The sequence below is a fragment of the Streptomyces sp. T12 genome, from assembly GCF_028736035.1.
Classification (GTDB): Bacteria; Actinomycetota; Actinomycetes; order Streptomycetales; family Streptomycetaceae; genus Streptomyces.
Genome location: NZ_CP117866.1, coordinates 4,380,514 through 4,398,041 on the forward strand (window position 1 = coordinate 4,380,514; position 17,528 = coordinate 4,398,041).

The following is a 17,528-nucleotide window of genomic DNA, read 5'->3' on the forward strand; positions in this document are numbered from 1 at the left end:
TCTGCACCTGGACTCCAGGTATCGGTGGACAACAACCGGAACTCGAAGATCATCGTGGCCGCAGGCTCCGTCACGATGACGAGCAAGCCTCCGTTGCCGGTAAAGGACATCCCGCAGATCGAGCTCGACGCCGTACGACGGGCATGGGTGGACCTGAGTGTGCGGGACGAGCGAGTCGGAACAGCGGCCAAGGCCATCGAGCGTCTCACCGGAGCCGGGCCCCGACTGGCAGTCGTCGCCGGCCCTCCCGGTTTCGGTAAGCGCACGGCAGGCATCAAGGCGCTGTGGGAGACCTCCCGGGCGGAAGAGAACTCCCGGGGCCAAGGGCTCAAGCTCCAGGAGATCGTACCGGACTGGGAGAGGCCGGGTTTCCCGGACGTCTCGGTGCTGCCTGATGAGCCGGGCACGGGCTATTTGCTGGATGTGGCGGCGGAGATCAGCTCCTGGCAGAAGCCCGGCCACATCGCGGAGCAGTTGGTGGGCTATGCCGAGGAGCTGAGGTTCTCGGGCTCCTTCCTTGTCGTGATCGCCGACGAGCACGGGTGGCCCGAGACCGTGTCGGGGGCCCTCGCCAAGGTCGTCGCCCGTGCCACGGGCCGGCCGTCCGCGCATCGCGTGGCCCGGATGCATCTGGAGTACGTGCACCACCGGCCGGACCTGATCCGCTGGCTCAGCCGGACGCCCACGGAGGAGGACCTGGCCGGTCAGGCGGCTCATCTGCTGACCGACAGCAGTCGTCCCGAGGACGCAGCCCGGCTGGCCATCACCCTCGCCTCCGCCGAGGACTCACCTGAGGGGCTGAAGCGCGCCGTCAGCGTATTCCAGGAGTGGCGCTCCGATGTGAACACGGTCTTCGAGACGACGGCGGACAAGCCGGAGGACCGCGCCCTGCTCATCTCGTCCTTGTTCCTCAACAACACGGACGCGCTAACAGTTCAGGACGGCGCCCGGGCGCTCCTCGGTGAAGACCCGGAGACGAGTGTCCGTACGATCCTGACCGGGCCCGATCTGACCACCCGTCTGACGACGATGGGCGCCGAGGTCAACGGGCGGACCGTCACCCTCGACCACAAGCCCGGATATGACCGCGCCGTTCTGCTCCACCTATGGCAGCAGCGCGCCGACATCCACCCGCACCTGCTGACCTGGCTGGACGCCATCACCGCGCCCAAGGAGCCGGGTGCCGGCCGACTGGCTGCGATCAGTGATCTCCTGGTCGAACTGGCCGTAGCGGAGAACGACATCCGTGTCGTGAAACAGGTCCACGCGTGGATCGACAATGGCGACAATAGTGCCGAGCACCGCGAGCTGATCGCCCGCTTCCTGACCGTCGCCGCGGAGGCGGGCGCTCTGGGAGCCCAGGTCCGCGCCCTGCTGCTGGACTCGGCGCGGGACGAGTCGGAGGCCGTCGCGACCGTCGTCGCCCTGGTCTGCCAGGGCGAGTTCGCCCAGCACTACCCGCGCCAAGCCCTGGTTCGGCTGCGGCACATCCTCGACCGGCAGGAGCCGGATGAGGCCGTGCGGACGGCGCAGGAGGCGCTGCGGGACATCGCTGCCCGCGAGGGTCAGCTGCCCCGGGTGTGGAGCACGGTCATCAACTGGGCTACGCAGAAGAAGCACCTGGCAGGGCACCGGGCGTTCCTGTCGCTGCTGGATCCGCGCATCGACCCTTATGTTCTCCAGGTCATGCTGGCGGCGGCCGAGCAGAAGCAGGACGTGCGGGAAGCGCTCGTGGAGGGCTGGAGCGCGGCCCTGGCCGACACGCGGGTCGACGACGACTGCCGACAACTCCTCGCGGCCTGGGCGGAGGTCCGCCAGACGGAGGACGTTCCGACCGAGCTCATGACGGACATCCTCAACCAGGTCGTGGTGGAGCACCTCTATTCCACTCCGATCTCAGCGCTCATCTTCGGTGAACCTGGGGTCGCCAACGGCCAGGCTGTCATCGAGCTGCGCAAGGATCTCCGGCTGCCTGCCGCGTTGTCGGCCGTGCAGGCCGCCCATGAGCAGGCGTCGGCGGAGTCCTGATCCATGGCCTCCACACGATGGTCGCGCCGCCGTGCGCGCAGAGCGGTCCGGCGCGGCCTGACCCGTTTCGAGGTCAGGCTGCGCAGTTCCTGCCCCGGCATCGGCTTCACCGCCCGGATCACCGGCACGGTCCTTACAGAGCCGCCCTATCCGGGCGCTGCCGAGGAGATTGCAGGGGCTGTACGCGCCGCGCTCAGACGCGCGGCGGGTGAGGTCTCCACGGACTGCGACCCGGCCGATCTCGCCTCGGCCCGGGACGTCTTGGGTCAGCACCTTGCGCGACAGCGTCAGCTGCCGACCGCTCCTCCCGTCGAGTTCACGGCAGAGCTGATCCTGGATCTGCTGCCGGACGACCGCGCGGCCGTGGCCACGCTGCTGGCAGCGCAACGCCAGCAAGCCGTCACCGACACCCTGCGCCGGCAGAAGACTGATGCGCTCGCGGTCGAACTGGCCGACCCCGCAGCCCTGTTGGTGCGCTGGGTCGAGCGGGAAGGCGTGGACTGGTCCAAGCTCTCCGGCCTCGCCAGTGAGGTGACCAGTGTCGCGGAGGTGTTCGCCCAGCACCGCCCCGAGGACGAGCGCACTGTCGAGCACGCCGCCGTTGAAGTGCTGCGCGAGTTCCTCGCCAGCTTCCCCGACCCGGCCCAGAAACAGATGCTGTACACCCTCCTGACCGCCGGCATGACCAGCGCCCAGCGACCGCAGCACGCCGCGAAGGCACAAGCCCTGCTCAACGGGCACGGTGCCGCCGAGTCGGCGGGTGAGTCATGAGGAGAGCTGCAGGCGTCCGTCCTCCACGCGAGGGCGAGGCGGTCCGGTGAGCACCTCCACACTGCGGTGGCTGCTCTCGCCGCTGACGAGCTGGCGTGCCTGGCGGATGACCCGGGCCAGCAACCGCAGCCTGTCCTTCGACGTGGCCTGGCGGCGCGCCCGGCTCGAACGGCATCCCGACGACATGCCGTATCAGCAGCACGGCCACCTCCCGGCGGAGAGTGAGATCGACGACCCCACCGCGCGGCAATGGTGAGCGCCGGGACCGGCGATCTGGGCTTGCAGTTGGTGGGCTGTGGTGGGGGTATGGCGCATCAGGCAGGTGTCGCTGTAGCGGGCGACCGGCGGTGTCCGTTCCGTGAACACTGTCGACCAGCCTCAACGGTCATGCTCTTACGGGTTTCGCCCGCCGAAGCACCGGCCTCGCCCCGCCGTTGCTTCATCCGTGCTCCCGGCGGGACTGGTCCTGAGGTGGGCGCGGCAGTGCGTCTGCGAGCGGCTTCAGCGCTGCCTCGAACAGGCCTGACTGCCGGGCGGGCCGACCGGGCCGCAGCCGCATGCCGTGGAGGATGTGGTCACGCACGGCGGCGTTGCGCAGGCTGCCGGACTGCTTGTCGCGCAGGATGTCCAGCATGCTGGGGCCGGACTCCTCCTGGATACCTTCGATCATTTCCAGCTCTTCGATGTCCACGATCTCCACCTGATCGATGTCCGGCAGCTGCAAAAGCCCCCGCAGGCGGGCGCGTTCACGGATGACGGTGAGGGTGACCGGGTTGACGGGGAAACCCTCGGGCAGCACGAGCAGCGGCAGGTAGCGGCGGTCGCCAGCCGCCGACGTGCCGGTGAGCGCGGCCTCGTCGCGGCGCAGCGCGGTGATGGTCGCGTCGATCTGGTCGAGTTCCTCGATGAGCTTGTCGATGTCCTCGATCTGTGATTCGCCGGGCACGGCGGTGGCAGCTTCACGGCGCAGTTGGGATGTCGTGACCTCGATGACGATCCAGGTGCCGGGGTAGTCGATGGCCGCGTCGGCGATGCGCTGCCCCTGCGTGGTGTAGGCCGCCTTGAGCTCGGCGTCGTCGTAGACCCGGCGGGTGGTGCCTTCATCGCCCGTGATCCGGTGCAGCACTTCGCTGACGTAGACCTCGCTGAGGTGACGCAGGGTCGATTCGGCCTTGGCGGCCAGCTTGCGGTGGCCGACGGGCTTGGTGTGCTGCGGCGGCGGGAACTTGATGTCCAGCATCGGGAGCCAGCCGAAGGCGCGGTTGAGCAGGTGGCGGGGGTCGAGAATGAGCAGCCGACCCTCGAGCAGACGGAGGACCGGCCACCGCTGGAACGGGTCGAAAGACCATTCGGTGCGCTGTTCGGGCCGTTCGCTGCGCACCGCCTGCCGTATTCCTGTCAGGTCGGTGCTGATCATTGCCAGTACCGCGTCGACCTCCTCAGCGGGCATGTCCAGACTGGCCAGTTCGCCCGGTTCGATGACGAAGCGACCGGAGGTGGTGACCATCCACAGGAAGCCTGCGACAGCCGCCAGAGACTCGAGTCGAATGCCGGTGCAGTCCTGGTAGGCCTGGCCGAGATCGACGATGCCCGGCTCGCCCTGGTGCTCGGCGGGCAGTTGCAGCCAGCGGCGCGCATAGCGGGCCAGAAAGCCGGCGACGGACCAGTTGTGGTTGAAGTGCTGGTTGGCGATGATCTCCCGGCCCAGCGTGCCCGGCCGGTCTCCGATGACGGTCGGACCGGACTCGGGAAACACCCCCATGCTCTGGGTGAGGCCGAACAGGGCTCCCAGGACGTCGCCTTGGGATGTGCCTTCCGAGAGCGTGTCCGGCGAGGCTTGCACCGCCATACGGGCCAAGAGCATGAAGGCCTGAGGCACGAGGAGTCGACGGGTCTCATCTCTGAGCAGGTTCAGCACCCGCCCGCGGATCGGCTCCTTGAACAACAGTTCGACAAACTGCCGATCAACCGCGCTGGCGGACGCCCCAGGAACGGCCAGGGCATTGAGGGCCAGGGCGCAGAAGCGCAGAACCCCTTCCAGTGGGAGACTCTGGAGCTGGCGCCGGCTGTAGTCGGCGGGCAGCTGGAATCCGAAGATTTCCTCCGGTGTGAGGAAGACGGCAGTCAGATCGATCGGTGCCGGCTCCTGGGAGGAGGCGGGCACCCACAATCCGCTGGAGCGTGCGTTCCAGCGCGCGACGAGAGCCGTCGCCGTTGACCCCTGCAGCACCGGGTTGCCGGCCGAGGGGTCGGCCAGATAGCTGGTCCGCAGCGCGGCAGGCTCGGTGTCGGCGAGCATCTGCCGCATGGCCTCGATCTGCTGGGCGAGGTGGTCTCCGGCGTCCATCGGCGCTCCTGTCGTGCGTGTACGCCGGTCGTGGACACGGCTGTCGGCATCCCGATCCAGCGGTCACCAGGATCGACGTGAAGACGGGCAGAGCCAAGCGAATAACCCAGCCTGGCGCCCCCGGCGAAGCCAGGCACGTCTCAGTCCGCCTGAATCAAGATCACCGGACGCCCGTGGCTCATTCAGGCCGGGATGTGCCTGGTCGCCCAGTGCGCGACGCACGCTCCGGCCGCACTCCCGAGATGGACAAGATCGCGCTCGACAGACGCAGCCACTGGCACGACCTGACGCTCGACGCAGCTGTTGCCCTGGTCAGCCGCCATCACGGAAGGCCCCCAGCCCCCTGAGGATGAGATCCAACCCAAAGGAGAAGACCTCTTCGACAGGCACCGGCAACGCCTCCGCGATCGAGTGGACAGCGGGGAACCGTGCCGGATCCACGCCCCGCAGGACAGCGACCGACTCCTCGTTGCGCGGCCCACCGGCGCCGTTCTCATGGTTGAGCTCTATCGCCAGGCCAAATACGTAACGAGCCAGCGTCACATACGCGCGCGTGGCCAGTGAGGCCTCGAGAATCCCGCCTTGAGCAGGACCGCGACACAGCGTTCCCGCAGCGCCATCGCGTTGGGGCCGACGGGAATCTGCTCGGCCAGCAGCCGGGCGGCGTTCCCGTGCCGACCCAAGGCGCGGAACATGGCGTGTGCCATCGCCCTCAGAGACCGCCGCCAGCTCACCGAGGCCAGTTCCCGATCGTCCAGCTCGACGAGGCCGAACATGTGGTCCACGACCTGCGCCACGAGCTCTGCCCTGTTGCCGAAATGCCGGTACAGCGTCGCCGTACCCGAGCCCAGGCGCTCGGCCAGGCCCCTCATCGACAGCGCCTCCGCTCCCTCCTCGTCGACGATCCGCAGCGCCATGGCGACGATCCGGTCCGGTGGGACCGGCGGACGACCGGCAGCGCGGCGCACCAACTGATCCATCTCCTCGCTCAAGACCACCGTGGCCGTAACACGCGGGGACTTCCTCTTGACACAACCATCTTATCGGTAACAGTGTAGCCATTATGAGTACCTGGTCTGAGCCCCAGCCCGATTCCCGGTTCGTCGAGGTGGACGGACTGCGGATCCACTACAAGCGTGCTGGGCACGGCCCGGCACTCGTGCTGCTGCACGGCAGTGCCTCATCCCTGCAGCACTTCGACCGCGCGACGGATCTACTGTCGGATTCGTTCGATGTCATCCGTCCCGACCTGCCGGCGTTCGGACTGACGGGCCCGCGCAAGAACCGCGACTACCGCATCCCGGCGTACGCCGCGACGGTGGCGGGCTTCATGGAGGCGCTGGGCGTGCCGCGCTACGCGTTGGCCGGCAATTCCCTGGGCGGCAACATCGCCTGGAACGTCGCGCTGGATCATCCAGAGCGGCTGACCGGCCTGGTACTGGTCAATGCCACCGGCTACCCGGAGAAGACGGTGCCCGCGGGGATGCGCCTGACCCGCAACCCGCTGGTGCGGCCCCTGCTGAGGCGGGTGATGCCGCGCGGGGCACTCGAACGCAACCTGCGCGAGGCCGTCGGGCCGCATTCCCAGATCGCGGACGACGCCATGGTGGACCGCGCCTATCAGCTCATGAGCCGCCCCGGTAACCGCTCGGCCTTCGTCGACTTCTGCAACACCGACCAGCCGGACCGCAGCGCGCAGATCCCCCGCATCACGGTGCCCACGCTGGTGCTGCGCAGCGCGAGCATCGACGGCCAGCACTTCACCCGCGACATCCCCGGCGCCCAGGAGCTCGTCCACCCCCACGGCGGACATCTGCTGCCGGAGGAGGAACCGCAGTGGGTCGCGGACGCGATCGCGAAGTTCCTCGGCTCCTGCGCCGGCACCCCCGCGAACTGAGGGCAAGGAGGCCCGTTCCATGAAGCACTTCGTCGCCTCGGGCGAGGACCGCAAGCTCACCGCCGACTCGCGCAATGCGCTGCGCGGCAGTTTCATCGAGCTGTCCGACGGCGTCACCCACTACGAGTTGACGGGGCCCGAGGACGGGGATGTGGTCCTGATGGCGGGCGGTCTGACCATCCCGCTGTTCTACTGGGACGGCCTCGTCAGCGAGCTGCACGCCCGCGGGCTGCGCACTCTGACCTGCAGCGCCTACGGCCGCGGCTACTCCGACCGGGTACAGGCGCGATACGACGAGACACTGTTCACGCGGCAGTTGGCCGAGCTGACGGACCGGCTCGGCCTGACGGCGCGGCCCCTGCACCTGGTCGGCACCTCCATGGGCGCGCTGGTCAGCATGACGTACGCCGCCCAGTACCGCTCGTCGGTGTCCACTCTCACCATCGTTGGACCCGCCGGTCTCGCGAAACCGCGGTTGGCCTCCCCCCACCGGCTGCTGCGCAGCGATCTGCTGGCCGGAGTGGTCGCCCGCCGTCGCGGCCTTCAGCTGCTCCAGGGGCACCTCGGGCACAACGTCCGCGACCCCGAGCTCGGCGCGAAACTGACCGAGATGGTCCTCGACACCCTCCGCTTCGAGGGCTCGCTGTACGCGGTCTTCGACACCCTGCAGCACCTGCCTTTCACCGGCCGTGACGACCTCTTCCGGCGGACGGGGGCACTGGGCATTCCGACGCTGCTGCTGTGGGGCGACGAGGACAACGTCACGCCGCTGGTGCAGTTCGACACAGCACGCGCTCTGCTGAAGCCTCAGAAACATCACGTAATTAACAAATGCGGGCACATGGCCCCATACGAACGGCCTCGCGACGTCGCCGATCAGCTCGTCCCGTTCGTGTCCGCACGCACCGAAAGGCTCGACTCATGAACAGCCCGCAGGCCATCGACGTACTGATCATCGGTGCCGGCCCCTCGGGCTCCGCCTTGGCGATCGACCTCGTACGCCGCGGACTCGACGTCCGGATCGTCGACAGGTCCCCCCACGCTTTCGACGGCTCGCGCGCCAAGGGCATCCAGCCCCGCAGCCTCGAAGTCCTCGAAGACCTCGGCGCTCTCGACGACGTGCTGGCCGGCGGCGGCATCTATCCCAAGCTCGGGATCCACGCAGGACCCATCGGTGTGCCGTGGAAGATGTTCCCCCACAAAGAGGCAACCCCGGACGTCCCGTACCCGAACACCTGGCTGATCCCGCAGTTCCGCACGGACCGCGCCCTGCACGCCCGGCTCAGTGAGCTCGGCCGCGAGGTCGAGTTCAGCAAGGAACTGACCGAGCTGACGCAGGACGAGGACACGGTGGTCGCCAAGGTGGCGGGCGCGGACGGGGTCGAGGAGATCGTCGCCCGCTATGCCGTGGGGGCCGACGGCGGCTCCAGCGTGGTGCGCAAGCAGCTCGACATCGGTTTCGTCGGGACGACGGACGAGGCCGAGCGCGTGCTGATCGTGGATGCCTCCGTAAGTGGCCTGGCCCGCAACCGGTGGCACATGTGGCCCGGCCTCGGCGGCAAGCTCATCGGCGCCTGCCCGCTCCCCCACAGCGACATGTTCCAGTGGATGATCCGGCTCACGCCCGACGAGAAGCCGCCCCAGGAGATCGGCGCCATCATCGACCGGATCCACTCCCACACCCGCAACCGGCACATCCAGCTGCACGAGATCCACTGGACGTCCGTGTTCCGGCCCAACATCCGTCTTGCGGAGCACTACGGCCGCGGACGTGTCTTCCTCGTCGGCGACGCCGCGCACGTCCACACCCCAGCCGGCGCCCAGGGCCTGAACACCGGTATGCAGGACGGCTACAACCTCGGCTGGAAGCTCGGCCAGGTCCTCGCCGGAGCCGACCCGGCCCTGCTGGGCACCTACGAGGCCGAGCGGCAGCCGATCGCCGCCCGGGTCCTGGGACTGTCCACGGAGAAATGGGGCGGCATCGCCAAGCTCGACCCCTCCAGCATGAAGCGCGGCAAGGACGAGCAGCAGCTCGCCCTGACCTACTACGGTGGCCCGCTCGCCCCCGCCGACGGCGACAGCAGCGACAGCAGCACGCTGCACGTGGGCGACCGCGCCCCGGACGCCCGACTGCTCGGCGCCGACGGCGCCGAGACCCGCCTGTTCAACCTCTTCCAGGGACCGCACTTCACCGCCATCGCCTACGGCCCCTACGCCGCCCGGAACCTCGAACTCCTCGACTGGCCGACGACGGGCGCCCAGCTGAAGCGGCTCACCGTCGGATCGGCCGCGGGCGACGGCCGCGCCTTCTCCGACCCCAAGAACACGCTGCAGAGTGCCTACGGCCTGACCGGCGACACGCTGCTGCTGATCCGTCCCGACGGCTACATCGGGCACATCGCCACTCGGGACTTCCTCACCACCACACAAGCCGCCGTGCGGGCAATGACGCCGCAGGCAAGGAGCCGCACCATGTCCCAGCAGAGCCACACCTCCCCCGGTTCGGGGGCCACTGAATGAGCCGCATACTGCTGCGCGGGGCGCAAGTCATCACAATGACGCCGGACCGGCCGGACGCCGAGCATGTCGACATCCTCGTCGACGGCGAGACCATCGCCGCCGTCGGCGAAACCATCCAGGCGCCCGACGCCGAGGTCGTCGACTTCTCCGGCCGCGTCCTCATCCCCGGCCTGGTCAACGCCCATCTGCACACCTGGCAGACCGCGCTGCGCTCCGTGGGCGCCGACTGGACGCTGATGGAGTACCTCACCCACCTGCACGGCGAGTGCGTCGGGCACTACACCCCGGCCGACATGCACATCAGCAATCTCGCCGGCGCCCTGAGCCAGATCAACTGCGGTACGACCACACTCGGCGACTGGTGTCACAACGCCCTGTCGCCCGAACACGCCGACGCGGCCGTCGAGGGACTGATCCAGGCCGGGATCCGCGCCGTCTTCCTGCACGGCACGCCCTACCGCTCGCCGGACACACCCCACCCGCTCGCCGAGATCGACCGGCTGCTCGACGGCCCCGTCCGCGACCACGCCCTCCTCACTCTGGGCATGGCACTCCAGGGGCCGCAGTACTCCTCCGCCGAGACCGCGGTGGCCGACTTCCAGGCCGGCGCGGAACGCGGCCTCGTCGTCTCGATGCACCAGAGCGGCGGCGAACCCTCACCCGGCTGGGAAGCCGTGCGCAACGCCGGGCTGTTCAGCCCCCTGACCAACGTCGTGCACGGAGCCGACCTGCCCGACGACTGGATCAAGACGCTCGTCGAGACGGGCGTCACCTTCACCACCACCCCGGAGAACGAACTGGGCCAGGGACACGGCACACCCATCACCGGATCCCTGCTGAGCCTGGGCGCGGCACCCTCCCTGGGCACCGACATCGATACCGCCGTACCCGGCACGGTCCTCACCGCCGCCCGGATCGCTCTGGCCCACCAGCGCAGCCTGGACCACGCCCATCACCGGCAGACGACCGGCATGTACGCCAACACACCGTCTGTCACCAGCAAACAGGCGCTTGCCTGGGCCACGGTCGAAGGAGCGAAGGCACTGGGCCTGGCAGACAAGGTGGGCCGGATCGAGGTGGGCATGCAGGCCGACCTGGTCGCCGTCGACGCCCGGGCGCTCAACCTGTGGCCGGCGCACGACCCGGTCGCCACGGTCCTGCACGCCGACATCGCCAACATCGAAGCCGTGATGGTCGCCGGCACCTGGCGCAAACGCGATCACGTCCTGCTCGCATCCGGCCTCGACGACGTCAAGGACCAGCTACGCGAGTCCGGAGAGCGCCTGCTGCGCAGCCTCGGGCCCGCGGGCTCTCCCGGCTGACATACCGCAACGGCCCCCACGCATGAACCGCGCGCCGACGCGCACGACACCCCGTCCTCGTCGGCGCGATGGCCACGCGCCTCAGAGCCGCACACCGCGGCCTCGTTCCCACAGCAAGAAGGTCCCGTGAGCTGCCCCATGCCGCCTACTGCGGGGATGCCCCGCGACGCCCTGCACCAGGAGCAGATCATCCAGGCGGCCATCGCCCTTCTGGACGAGGGCGGCATCGAGAGTCTGACCATGCGAAGACTCGGCAGCCGTCTCGGCATCACCGCGGCGGCACTCTACTGGCACATCAAAAGCCGACACGATCTGCTCCTGCTGGCCGCTGACACCGTCTGGGGGCAGACGCCTCTCCCCGCTCTCGACGGCCTCGAATGGCGTCCGGCCCTCCTGGCCATGGCCGACAACCTGCGTTCGATGCTTCTCAGGCACCCCTGGCTGCTGGCCGCCATGACCATCCAGCCTCTTGACGGCCCGGCCAGGGACCGCCATGACGAGCACCTGCTCGCGGTCTGCGAGGCGTCCGGCCTCACCAGGCGGGATGCCGAGCAAGCCGCCCAGAGCGTCGTCACGTTCGCGATCGGCGCCGCCCTCGCAGACACCCCTCGCCCGTATGTGTCCTTCGGACTGCAGTCGCTTCTCGACGGCGTCGAAGCCAGGCTTGCCGCCCGTACCTGACCCGACACAGCAGAAGACTCGTCGTCGACGATCAGCAGGGTGGTCATGGTGCTGGTTCTTTCGGGGGGGGGGTGGACCGGCGGTACGGGTGTGTACGGCGCCCCCGAGTACGCCCTACTCGTGTGCGATGTGTGCGCGGTGTTCGGCGAGTACGTCCAGTCCGAAGTCGGAGGTCAGGTCACGCCACACCGAGTGGGCGTGGTTGGCGTACCGCTGGGTGTTGTCGTACTCGATGAGGACGCGAGGGTCCTGCACCCGGTAGTAGTGCGGTTCCCCGGCGTCCGTGCTGCCCGCCCAGCCGAAATGCACCGCGTCGAGGACGGTGTCAGAGGCGTAGTGGGTGTCGTAGGCGTCTGCGAGGAACTCGGGTGCCCGTCCGGTGTAGAGGGTGACGAGCCGGCGCAACAGGTGCCGCTGCTCGTTGTTCAGGTCGCGACCGCTGATGCCTTTGGGGGGAATCGTGATGGCCACGCGCGCGTGATCGTTCTCGGTGTACCCGCTGCCCGCTTCCGCCCGGCGGTCGATGTCGTTGACAAGCCGGTCCAGCTCAGGGTCGGCGAACTGGCCGCGCCACAGGTCCTGCATGTGCATCATCGTGTCGCCGTGTTCGACGCGTGGGCGGTTGCCGGAGACGATGTCCGAGACTGCGGACGGGTGGAGCAGGGCGCTTTGGAGTTGGCCCGGGTCCAGACTGCGGACCAGTTGACGGGCCGTCTCCTCAGGGCCTTGCAAGGGCCGCAGGGTGCCTCCGATCAGCTCGGTCGTGGCCGGGTCGGCACCGATGAAGCAGGGGGTCGTGGAGACGAGCCGGCCGGCGACGACGAGGTTGTTCAGGGAGATGTGGTGGCCGCCGAACCGCCATGCCCAGACACGGTCGCCGGGGCGGCCGAAGATCCTCAGCCAGTACAGGCCGGGGTCCCGTCCGCGCTGCCGGCCCCAGTGGACCCGCCACCCTTCCAGCTGGTCCAGGACGTTCTCCAGTCCCATCACGGTGGTGACCGTGGCGTAGCCCGGGATGGACAGTCCGGTGGCCACCAGCCGCATGGCCAGGCTCTGTTGGCGGGCGTTCTGGTCTCGGACGGCGAGCCCGCCGTGTTCGGTGGGGGTGTAGAACCAACGCAGCCGCTCGGCCTCCGCATACGGGTGGAGCGGGGAGTCGTAGGCGGCGAGCGGGAGTTGGTCCTCGCTCAGGCTGTTCAGCCAGGCGGTGGCAGCATGGGCCATGGCGGCCGCTGCCTTCTCCCGTCCGGCTGCCAGGGCGTCGGGCACGGTGCCCTCTCGGTCAGCGGCCACCGGTGGACTCCGGGTCCTCGGAGATGTCAAGCATGACCTTGATGGCGTTGCCCCGGCGCTCGGCGTAGGTGTCGAACGCCTCGGCGACGTCGGGCAGCCCGAAATGGTGGGTGACCAGTTCCGCGGTGCGCAGCCGACCCCGGGCGGCCAGGCCCACGGCGCGGGCCACCGAACCGGTGCCCTCGCCGCGGACCGTCTGGATCGAGATGCCGTTCATCACGGCGTGGTTGAGGTCGGCCTGTACGGGCTCTTCGAAGAAGCCGACGAGGACGACCTTCCCGGACCGCTTGGCCATGCGCAGCGCGTCGTCCACCGCACTCGGGGCGCCAGAGCACTCCAGGACGATGTCGGCTCCGATCCCGTCGGTCGCCTCCCGAACCGCCGCTACGGCGTCCTCCTCCCAGGAGTTGACGACCAGGTCCGCGCCGAAGGACTTGCCGATGGCGAGCCTGGCTTCCCGCGTGCCGGCCAGGGCTACGGTCCTGGCGCCGAGTTCACGTGCGACCTGTACCGCGAGCAGACCTATCGGTCCGGGGCCGATCACAGCGACCGTGGATCCGACGAGCAGGGTGTCTAGCACGTCGAAGGCGTGCATCACGGTGCCCACGGTGGTGAGGACGACTGCGGCGTCGAAGTCCACGGTGTCCGGCAACCGGTGGAGGGTCGCCACGTGGTTGAGCGCGTACTCCGCGAAGCCCCCGTTGACGGTCATCCCCTGCACGCGGTGCCCGGTGTGCCGCAGGCCGTAGTTGAGGCAGTCCGTGTAGGCCCCGGCCAGGCAGTTGGCGCAGCGCATGCAGCCGCGGTGGGCTTCCGTCACCACCCGGTCGCCGACCCGGAGCTCGTCCACGGCACTGCCCACCGCGGCGACGACGCCGGCGTACTCGTGGCCGGGTACGAACTCGCCCGCGGCCGGGCCGCCGTCCTTGAAGAAGTGCCGACTGCGGATCTTCAAGTCCGTTCCGCACAGGGACGCCCTGCGGACGTGTACCAGAACGTCTTCCGGTCCCACCTGCGGCACGGGCAGCGTCGTGACGGCGAGGGTGCCGGGCTCGCCCAGCACCGCGGCCTGCATGGTTTCCGGCAAGGACATAGGGGCCTCCAGTTACGGCCATGAACATGCGTCGGGAATCGACGGGCCGAAACGGCCCTATTCCCCACCTCATCTTGCACGCCGGCAACGCCTATTCCCTATTCGCGGCGCATAGGCATCCCTTATGCATGTCGCGAGAGATTCCTATTGGAGACCCACCACAACCTCGTGGCAGTGTCATGTGGAAACGACGGACGTAGCCGTCGGCCGTACGGCCAGGGAACGGGGCCACCGCCCAAGGAGCGAAGCTGTGGATCTGGGAATTTCGGGCAAGACCGCGCTCGTACTGGGCGGAGGTGGGGGTCTCGGCGGCGCGATCGCCCAGGCTCTCGCCGCGGAAGGCGCCGCTGTCGCCGTCGCGGACATCAGCCCACAGGCCGCAGAGAGCACCGCCGAGGCGGTGGCCGACGCGGGCGGGAAAGCCGTGCCCCTGGAATGGGACCTCGCGGACCTGGGCGCGATCGACCAGCACATCACGGCAGTCGAAGGGGCGCTCGGTCCCGTGGACATCCTGGTCAACAACACGGGAGGGCCGCCGCCCTCGCCGGTTGCGGGGCAGGACCCTGAACTCTGGCTGAGGCACTTCCAGTCCATGGTGCTGTCCGTCATCGCGATCACGGACAGGGTCGTGCCGCTGATGCGGAGCCGCGGCTGGGGCAGGATCATCACCAGCGCCAGCTCGGGGGTGATCGCCCCCATCCCCAACCTTGGGCTGTCGAACGCCTTGCGGGGCAGCCTGCTCGGCTGGTCCAAGACGCTGGCCCGGGAAGTCGCGGCCGAGGGTGTCACCTGCAACGTGGTCGTTCCGGGACGGATCGGCACCCAGCGGATCAAGTTCCTCGACCAGGCCAAGGCCGATCGGGAGGGCAAGTCCGTCGCGGAGACGTCCGCCGAGAGCGTCGCGTCGATCCCTGTGGGCCGCTACGGCGAACCGCGGGAATACGCCGCCGCCGTCGCCTTCCTCGCAAGCGTCCAGGCCTCTTACATCACAGGCTCGGTCATTCGCGTCGACGGCGGACTCATCGCCAGCCTCTGAAAAAGACATCGGACTTCTGAGGAGGCAGAACAATGGCACCCGTGGACCGCAACACCAATGGTGTTTTCGCCATCGCACCAACGCCCTTCGACGAGGAAGGCGCAATCGATTTCGACTCACTCAGCCGACTCGTCGACTTCTACGGCGACGCCGGCGTCACCGGACTGACTCTCCTGGGCCAGATGGGCGAAGCACCCAAGCTGTCCCACGAGGAGGGCGTGCGCATCGTCCAGCACGTCATCAAGCGCACCGATCTGCCGATCATCGTGGGCGTCTCCGCACCCGGCTACGCCGCCATGCGGGCTCTCGCGGTCGACGTCATGTCAGCCGGTGCCGGCGGCGTCATGATCGCCCCGCCGAACACGCTGCGTACCGACGACCAGATCGTGAGCTACTACGAGGGAGCGGCGGGCGCCATCGGCGCGGACGTGCCGTTCGTGATCCAGGACTATCCGCTGTCGTTCTCCGTCGTCATGTCCCCTGCCGTCATCGCCCGCATCGCGAACGCCGCGCCAGGGTGCGTGATGCTCAAGCACGAGGACTGGCCGGGCTTGGAGAAGATCAGCGCACTCCGGCAACTCGAAGCCGACGGAGCGATGCCCCGCCTGTCGATCCTGTGCGGAAACGGCGGTCTCTTCCTGGACTTCGAGACCGAACGCGGAGCCGACGGAGCGATGACGGGCTACTGCGTGCCCGAACTCCTCGTCGACGTCGTACGCCACACCGCCGCCGGCGATCGTGATGCCGCCCATGACATCTTCGACGCCCACCTGCCCCTGCTGCGCTACGAACAGCAACCGGGCATCGGCCTGGCCGTGCGCAAGTACGTCATGAAGCGCCGCGGAATCCTGGCCTCCGACACCCAGCGCAAGCCCGGGGCCGCGCTGTCGGCGCGTGCCCGCACCGAGGTCGACTACTTGCTGTCCCGGCTCACCCGTAAGGACAGCAGGGTCGCACTCATGGCATGACGCACAGGCAACACCCCTCAGCACAGCAGTACGGCACCACGTCACCTAGCCCCGCCGAGTACTGGGCAACGCTCGGCCGAGTAACTTGATCACATGCAGCTACGTCAGCTGGAGTACTTCCTCGCGGTCTGGGAGGCGGGCTCCTTCAGCGGAGCGGCTGCGCGGCTCTATGTCACGCAGCCTTCGCTCTCCCAGCAGATCGGGGCCCTGGAGAAGGAGCTGGGCGCGGTCCTGCTGGAGCGCGGCCGGCAAGGGGTGACGCTGACTCCCGCGGGCCGTGTCTTTCTGTCCCGAGCACAGAACGTCGTCCGTGCGGTTCAGGACGCCCAGGACTCGGTGCGCGAGGTGGTGGAGGGCCGTCAGGGCGACGTCCACGTCCTGACCGTACGGTCCGTCGCCTCGGGGATCCTGCCGCCGTCCGCGGCGCGCTGGCACTCGACGTACCCCTCCACCGTGCTGAGACTGCACGACTACTCCCACCGCCGGGACCTCGAAGAGGCCATGCGCAGTGGCCAGGGCGACATCGCGGTCGGTCCACGGCCCGACCCGTGGGAGGGGCCCGTCGTCTCCCTGGGATATGAGGAGATGGTGGTGACCGGCTCGGCCGAATACCCGGCGGGGACAGCGGCTGATCCGGCCGAACTGGCCGCTGCCGACTGGGTGCTCTACGAGCAGGAACAGGGCATGAGCGAAGTGGTGGACCGCCTGGCAGGGCACCTCGGGTTCACGCCGCGCGCCGTCGCACGGACGGGCCAAGTCTCCGCAGCGCTCCTGTTCACGGTCGAGGGGATCGGCGTGACGGTGACACCGGAGAACGCGGTGCCGCTGCGCTGGTCGAGGCACGCCCGGCGGATCGGGCCCGGCTATTTCCGGGAGCTGGTGGTGTTCAGCAGAAAGCTCCCCACCCAACTGGCCGAGCGGTACCGGGACATGCTCACCTCTTTGGAGCTGCCGCTCACTGCTGAACGGGATCTGCCCGAAGGGGCAATCCGCTTCTAGCGGCATGATGCCCAACTGCGCTCGCCGCGCAGGAAAGGGCCCCGGCTGCGAGCGAAGTGTGCCGGCCAGCCAGCCTTGCCGCCAGCGCTGTCAGAACCTCGGTCCAGGGCCCCGAGCACGGCAATCCGTACGACGCCGGCGAGATCGGCCCAACTGGAATCACGGTTCGCCATCATGACGACGGTCACGGCGCCGAGGGCAGCGACGCCACGGACGTGCCGTTCCTCGTCCGTCCCCGCACGCTGACCGAATGCATCCATCATGCATGTGCCGTGCGGCAGCCAGACGTTCCACGACTCCTGGCTCCAGCGTCAGCCGGAAGGCACCGATGATGAGCGCGCCGGTTCACGGCCACGTCGCGATCACACCGATCAAGGCCTGGAGAACCACAGCATCCCGCTCTCAGCCCTCAGGCCGTCCGGCGCCCGGCCGCACCGATGAGCGCCATGTGTCCTCGACACGAGGTGCCCTGGGCGAACCCGTGCCGGGGGCCTTTGCATTTGACTTTACGCAGCATGGTTACCATCCTGGTCACCTAGTAACCGAAATGGTCACCCAAAGGGATGTGCACAC

The 17,528-nt window shown here is 68.7% G+C and carries 16 protein-coding genes; 11 read left to right on the top strand and 5 right to left on the bottom strand.

All coding sequences use genetic code 11. The features are described 5' to 3' along the window. Positions 1-75: 75 nt before the first annotated feature. From PBV52_RS19415 to PBV52_RS19425, 3 genes are read left to right on the top strand one after another with little or no spacing between them, the layout of a single operon-like run. Positions 76-2,028 carry a hypothetical protein gene (locus tag PBV52_RS19415; RefSeq protein ID WP_274239762.1) on the top strand — a complete coding sequence of 651 codons (1,953 nt, stop codon included), beginning with the start codon at positions 76-78 and terminating at the stop codon, positions 2,026-2,028. A gap of 3 nt (positions 2,029-2,031) precedes the next feature. After that, the gene (locus tag PBV52_RS19420; protein WP_274239763.1) at positions 2,032-2,799 is read left to right on the top strand and encodes a hypothetical protein; all 768 of its coding nucleotides are present in this window, start codon (positions 2,032-2,034) and stop codon (positions 2,797-2,799) included. A gap of 46 nt (positions 2,800-2,845) precedes the next feature. Then, positions 2,846-3,055, top strand: coding sequence for a hypothetical protein (locus tag PBV52_RS19425; protein WP_274239764.1), 210 nt, complete (start codon positions 2,846-2,848; stop codon positions 3,053-3,055). 183 nt (positions 3,056-3,238) lie between these two features. On the opposite strand, the gene PBV52_RS19430 is transcribed toward PBV52_RS19425, so the two are convergent. The 3 genes from PBV52_RS19430 to PBV52_RS19435 form a co-directional block, all read right to left on the bottom strand. Next, positions 3,239-5,146: a hypothetical protein gene (locus PBV52_RS19430; RefSeq protein ID WP_274239765.1), complete on the bottom strand. Its 1,908-nt coding sequence runs from the start codon at positions 5,144-5,146 to the stop codon at positions 3,239-3,241. A gap of 312 nt (positions 5,147-5,458) precedes the next feature. Further along, a complete protein-coding gene (locus PBV52_RS51410; protein ID WP_306801429.1) occupies positions 5,459-5,689 on the bottom strand; it encodes a TetR/AcrR family transcriptional regulator C-terminal domain-containing protein in 231 nt (76 codons plus the stop codon). Next, on the bottom strand, positions 5,686-6,126 hold the full coding sequence (locus PBV52_RS19435) for a TetR/AcrR family transcriptional regulator (protein ID WP_306801430.1): 441 nt from the start codon (positions 6,124-6,126) through the stop codon (positions 5,686-5,688). Before PBV52_RS19435 ends, PBV52_RS51410 begins: the two co-directional genes overlap by 4 nt. Before the next feature lie 83 nt (positions 6,127-6,209). Here PBV52_RS19435 and PBV52_RS19440 point away from each other — a divergent pair, with 83 nt between their 5' ends. From PBV52_RS19440 to PBV52_RS19460, 5 genes are all read left to right on the top strand, one after another. Then, entirely contained in the window at positions 6,210-7,043 is an 834-nt protein-coding gene (locus tag PBV52_RS19440) for an alpha/beta fold hydrolase (protein WP_274239766.1), read from the top strand. A 19-nt stretch (positions 7,044-7,062) separates the two neighbouring features. After that, positions 7,063-7,968 carry an alpha/beta fold hydrolase gene (locus tag PBV52_RS19445; protein WP_274239767.1) on the top strand — a complete coding sequence of 302 codons (906 nt, stop codon included), beginning with the start codon at positions 7,063-7,065 and terminating at the stop codon, positions 7,966-7,968. Continuing rightward, positions 7,965-9,563 (top strand): FAD-dependent oxidoreductase, encoded by a 1,599-nt coding sequence (locus tag PBV52_RS19450; RefSeq protein ID WP_274239768.1) that lies wholly within the window; start codon positions 7,965-7,967, stop codon positions 9,561-9,563. Before PBV52_RS19445 ends, PBV52_RS19450 begins: the two co-directional genes overlap by 4 nt. Next, positions 9,560-10,885 (top strand): amidohydrolase family protein, encoded by a 1,326-nt coding sequence (locus PBV52_RS19455; protein WP_274239769.1) that lies wholly within the window; start codon positions 9,560-9,562, stop codon positions 10,883-10,885. Before PBV52_RS19450 ends, PBV52_RS19455 begins: the two co-directional genes overlap by 4 nt. A 156-nt stretch (positions 10,886-11,041) precedes the next feature. Beyond that, a complete protein-coding gene (locus PBV52_RS19460) occupies positions 11,042-11,566 on the top strand; it encodes a TetR/AcrR family transcriptional regulator C-terminal domain-containing protein (protein WP_274239771.1) in 525 nt (174 codons plus the stop codon). A 114-nt stretch (positions 11,567-11,680) separates the two neighbouring features. On the opposite strand, the gene PBV52_RS19465 is transcribed toward PBV52_RS19460, so the two are convergent. Together PBV52_RS19465 and PBV52_RS19470 are read right to left on the bottom strand one after the other, a co-directional pair. Further along, positions 11,681-12,859, bottom strand: coding sequence for a DUF3500 domain-containing protein (locus PBV52_RS19465; RefSeq protein WP_274239773.1), 1,179 nt, complete (start codon positions 12,857-12,859; stop codon positions 11,681-11,683). Further along, positions 12,849-13,952: a zinc-binding dehydrogenase gene (locus tag PBV52_RS19470; protein ID WP_274239775.1), complete on the bottom strand. Its 1,104-nt coding sequence runs from the start codon at positions 13,950-13,952 to the stop codon at positions 12,849-12,851. The genes PBV52_RS19465 and PBV52_RS19470 overlap by 11 nt, the downstream gene beginning before the upstream one ends. Before the next feature lie 250 nt (positions 13,953-14,202). Between PBV52_RS19470 and PBV52_RS19475 the strand changes: the two genes are divergently transcribed. The 3 genes from PBV52_RS19475 (at position 14,203) to PBV52_RS19485 (ending at position 16,955) form a co-directional block, all read left to right on the top strand. Continuing rightward, entirely contained in the window at positions 14,203-14,988 is a 786-nt protein-coding gene (locus PBV52_RS19475; RefSeq protein WP_274239776.1) for an SDR family oxidoreductase, read from the top strand. A 32-nt stretch (positions 14,989-15,020) separates the two neighbouring features. Then, positions 15,021-15,956, top strand: a complete 936-nt coding sequence (locus tag PBV52_RS19480) for a dihydrodipicolinate synthase family protein (RefSeq protein ID WP_274239777.1) — start codon at positions 15,021-15,023, stop codon at positions 15,954-15,956. Positions 15,957-16,049: 93 nt separating this feature from the next. Then, positions 16,050-16,955, top strand: coding sequence for a LysR family transcriptional regulator (locus PBV52_RS19485; RefSeq protein ID WP_274239778.1), 906 nt, complete (start codon positions 16,050-16,052; stop codon positions 16,953-16,955). The last annotated feature ends 573 nt before the right edge of the window (positions 16,956-17,528 follow it).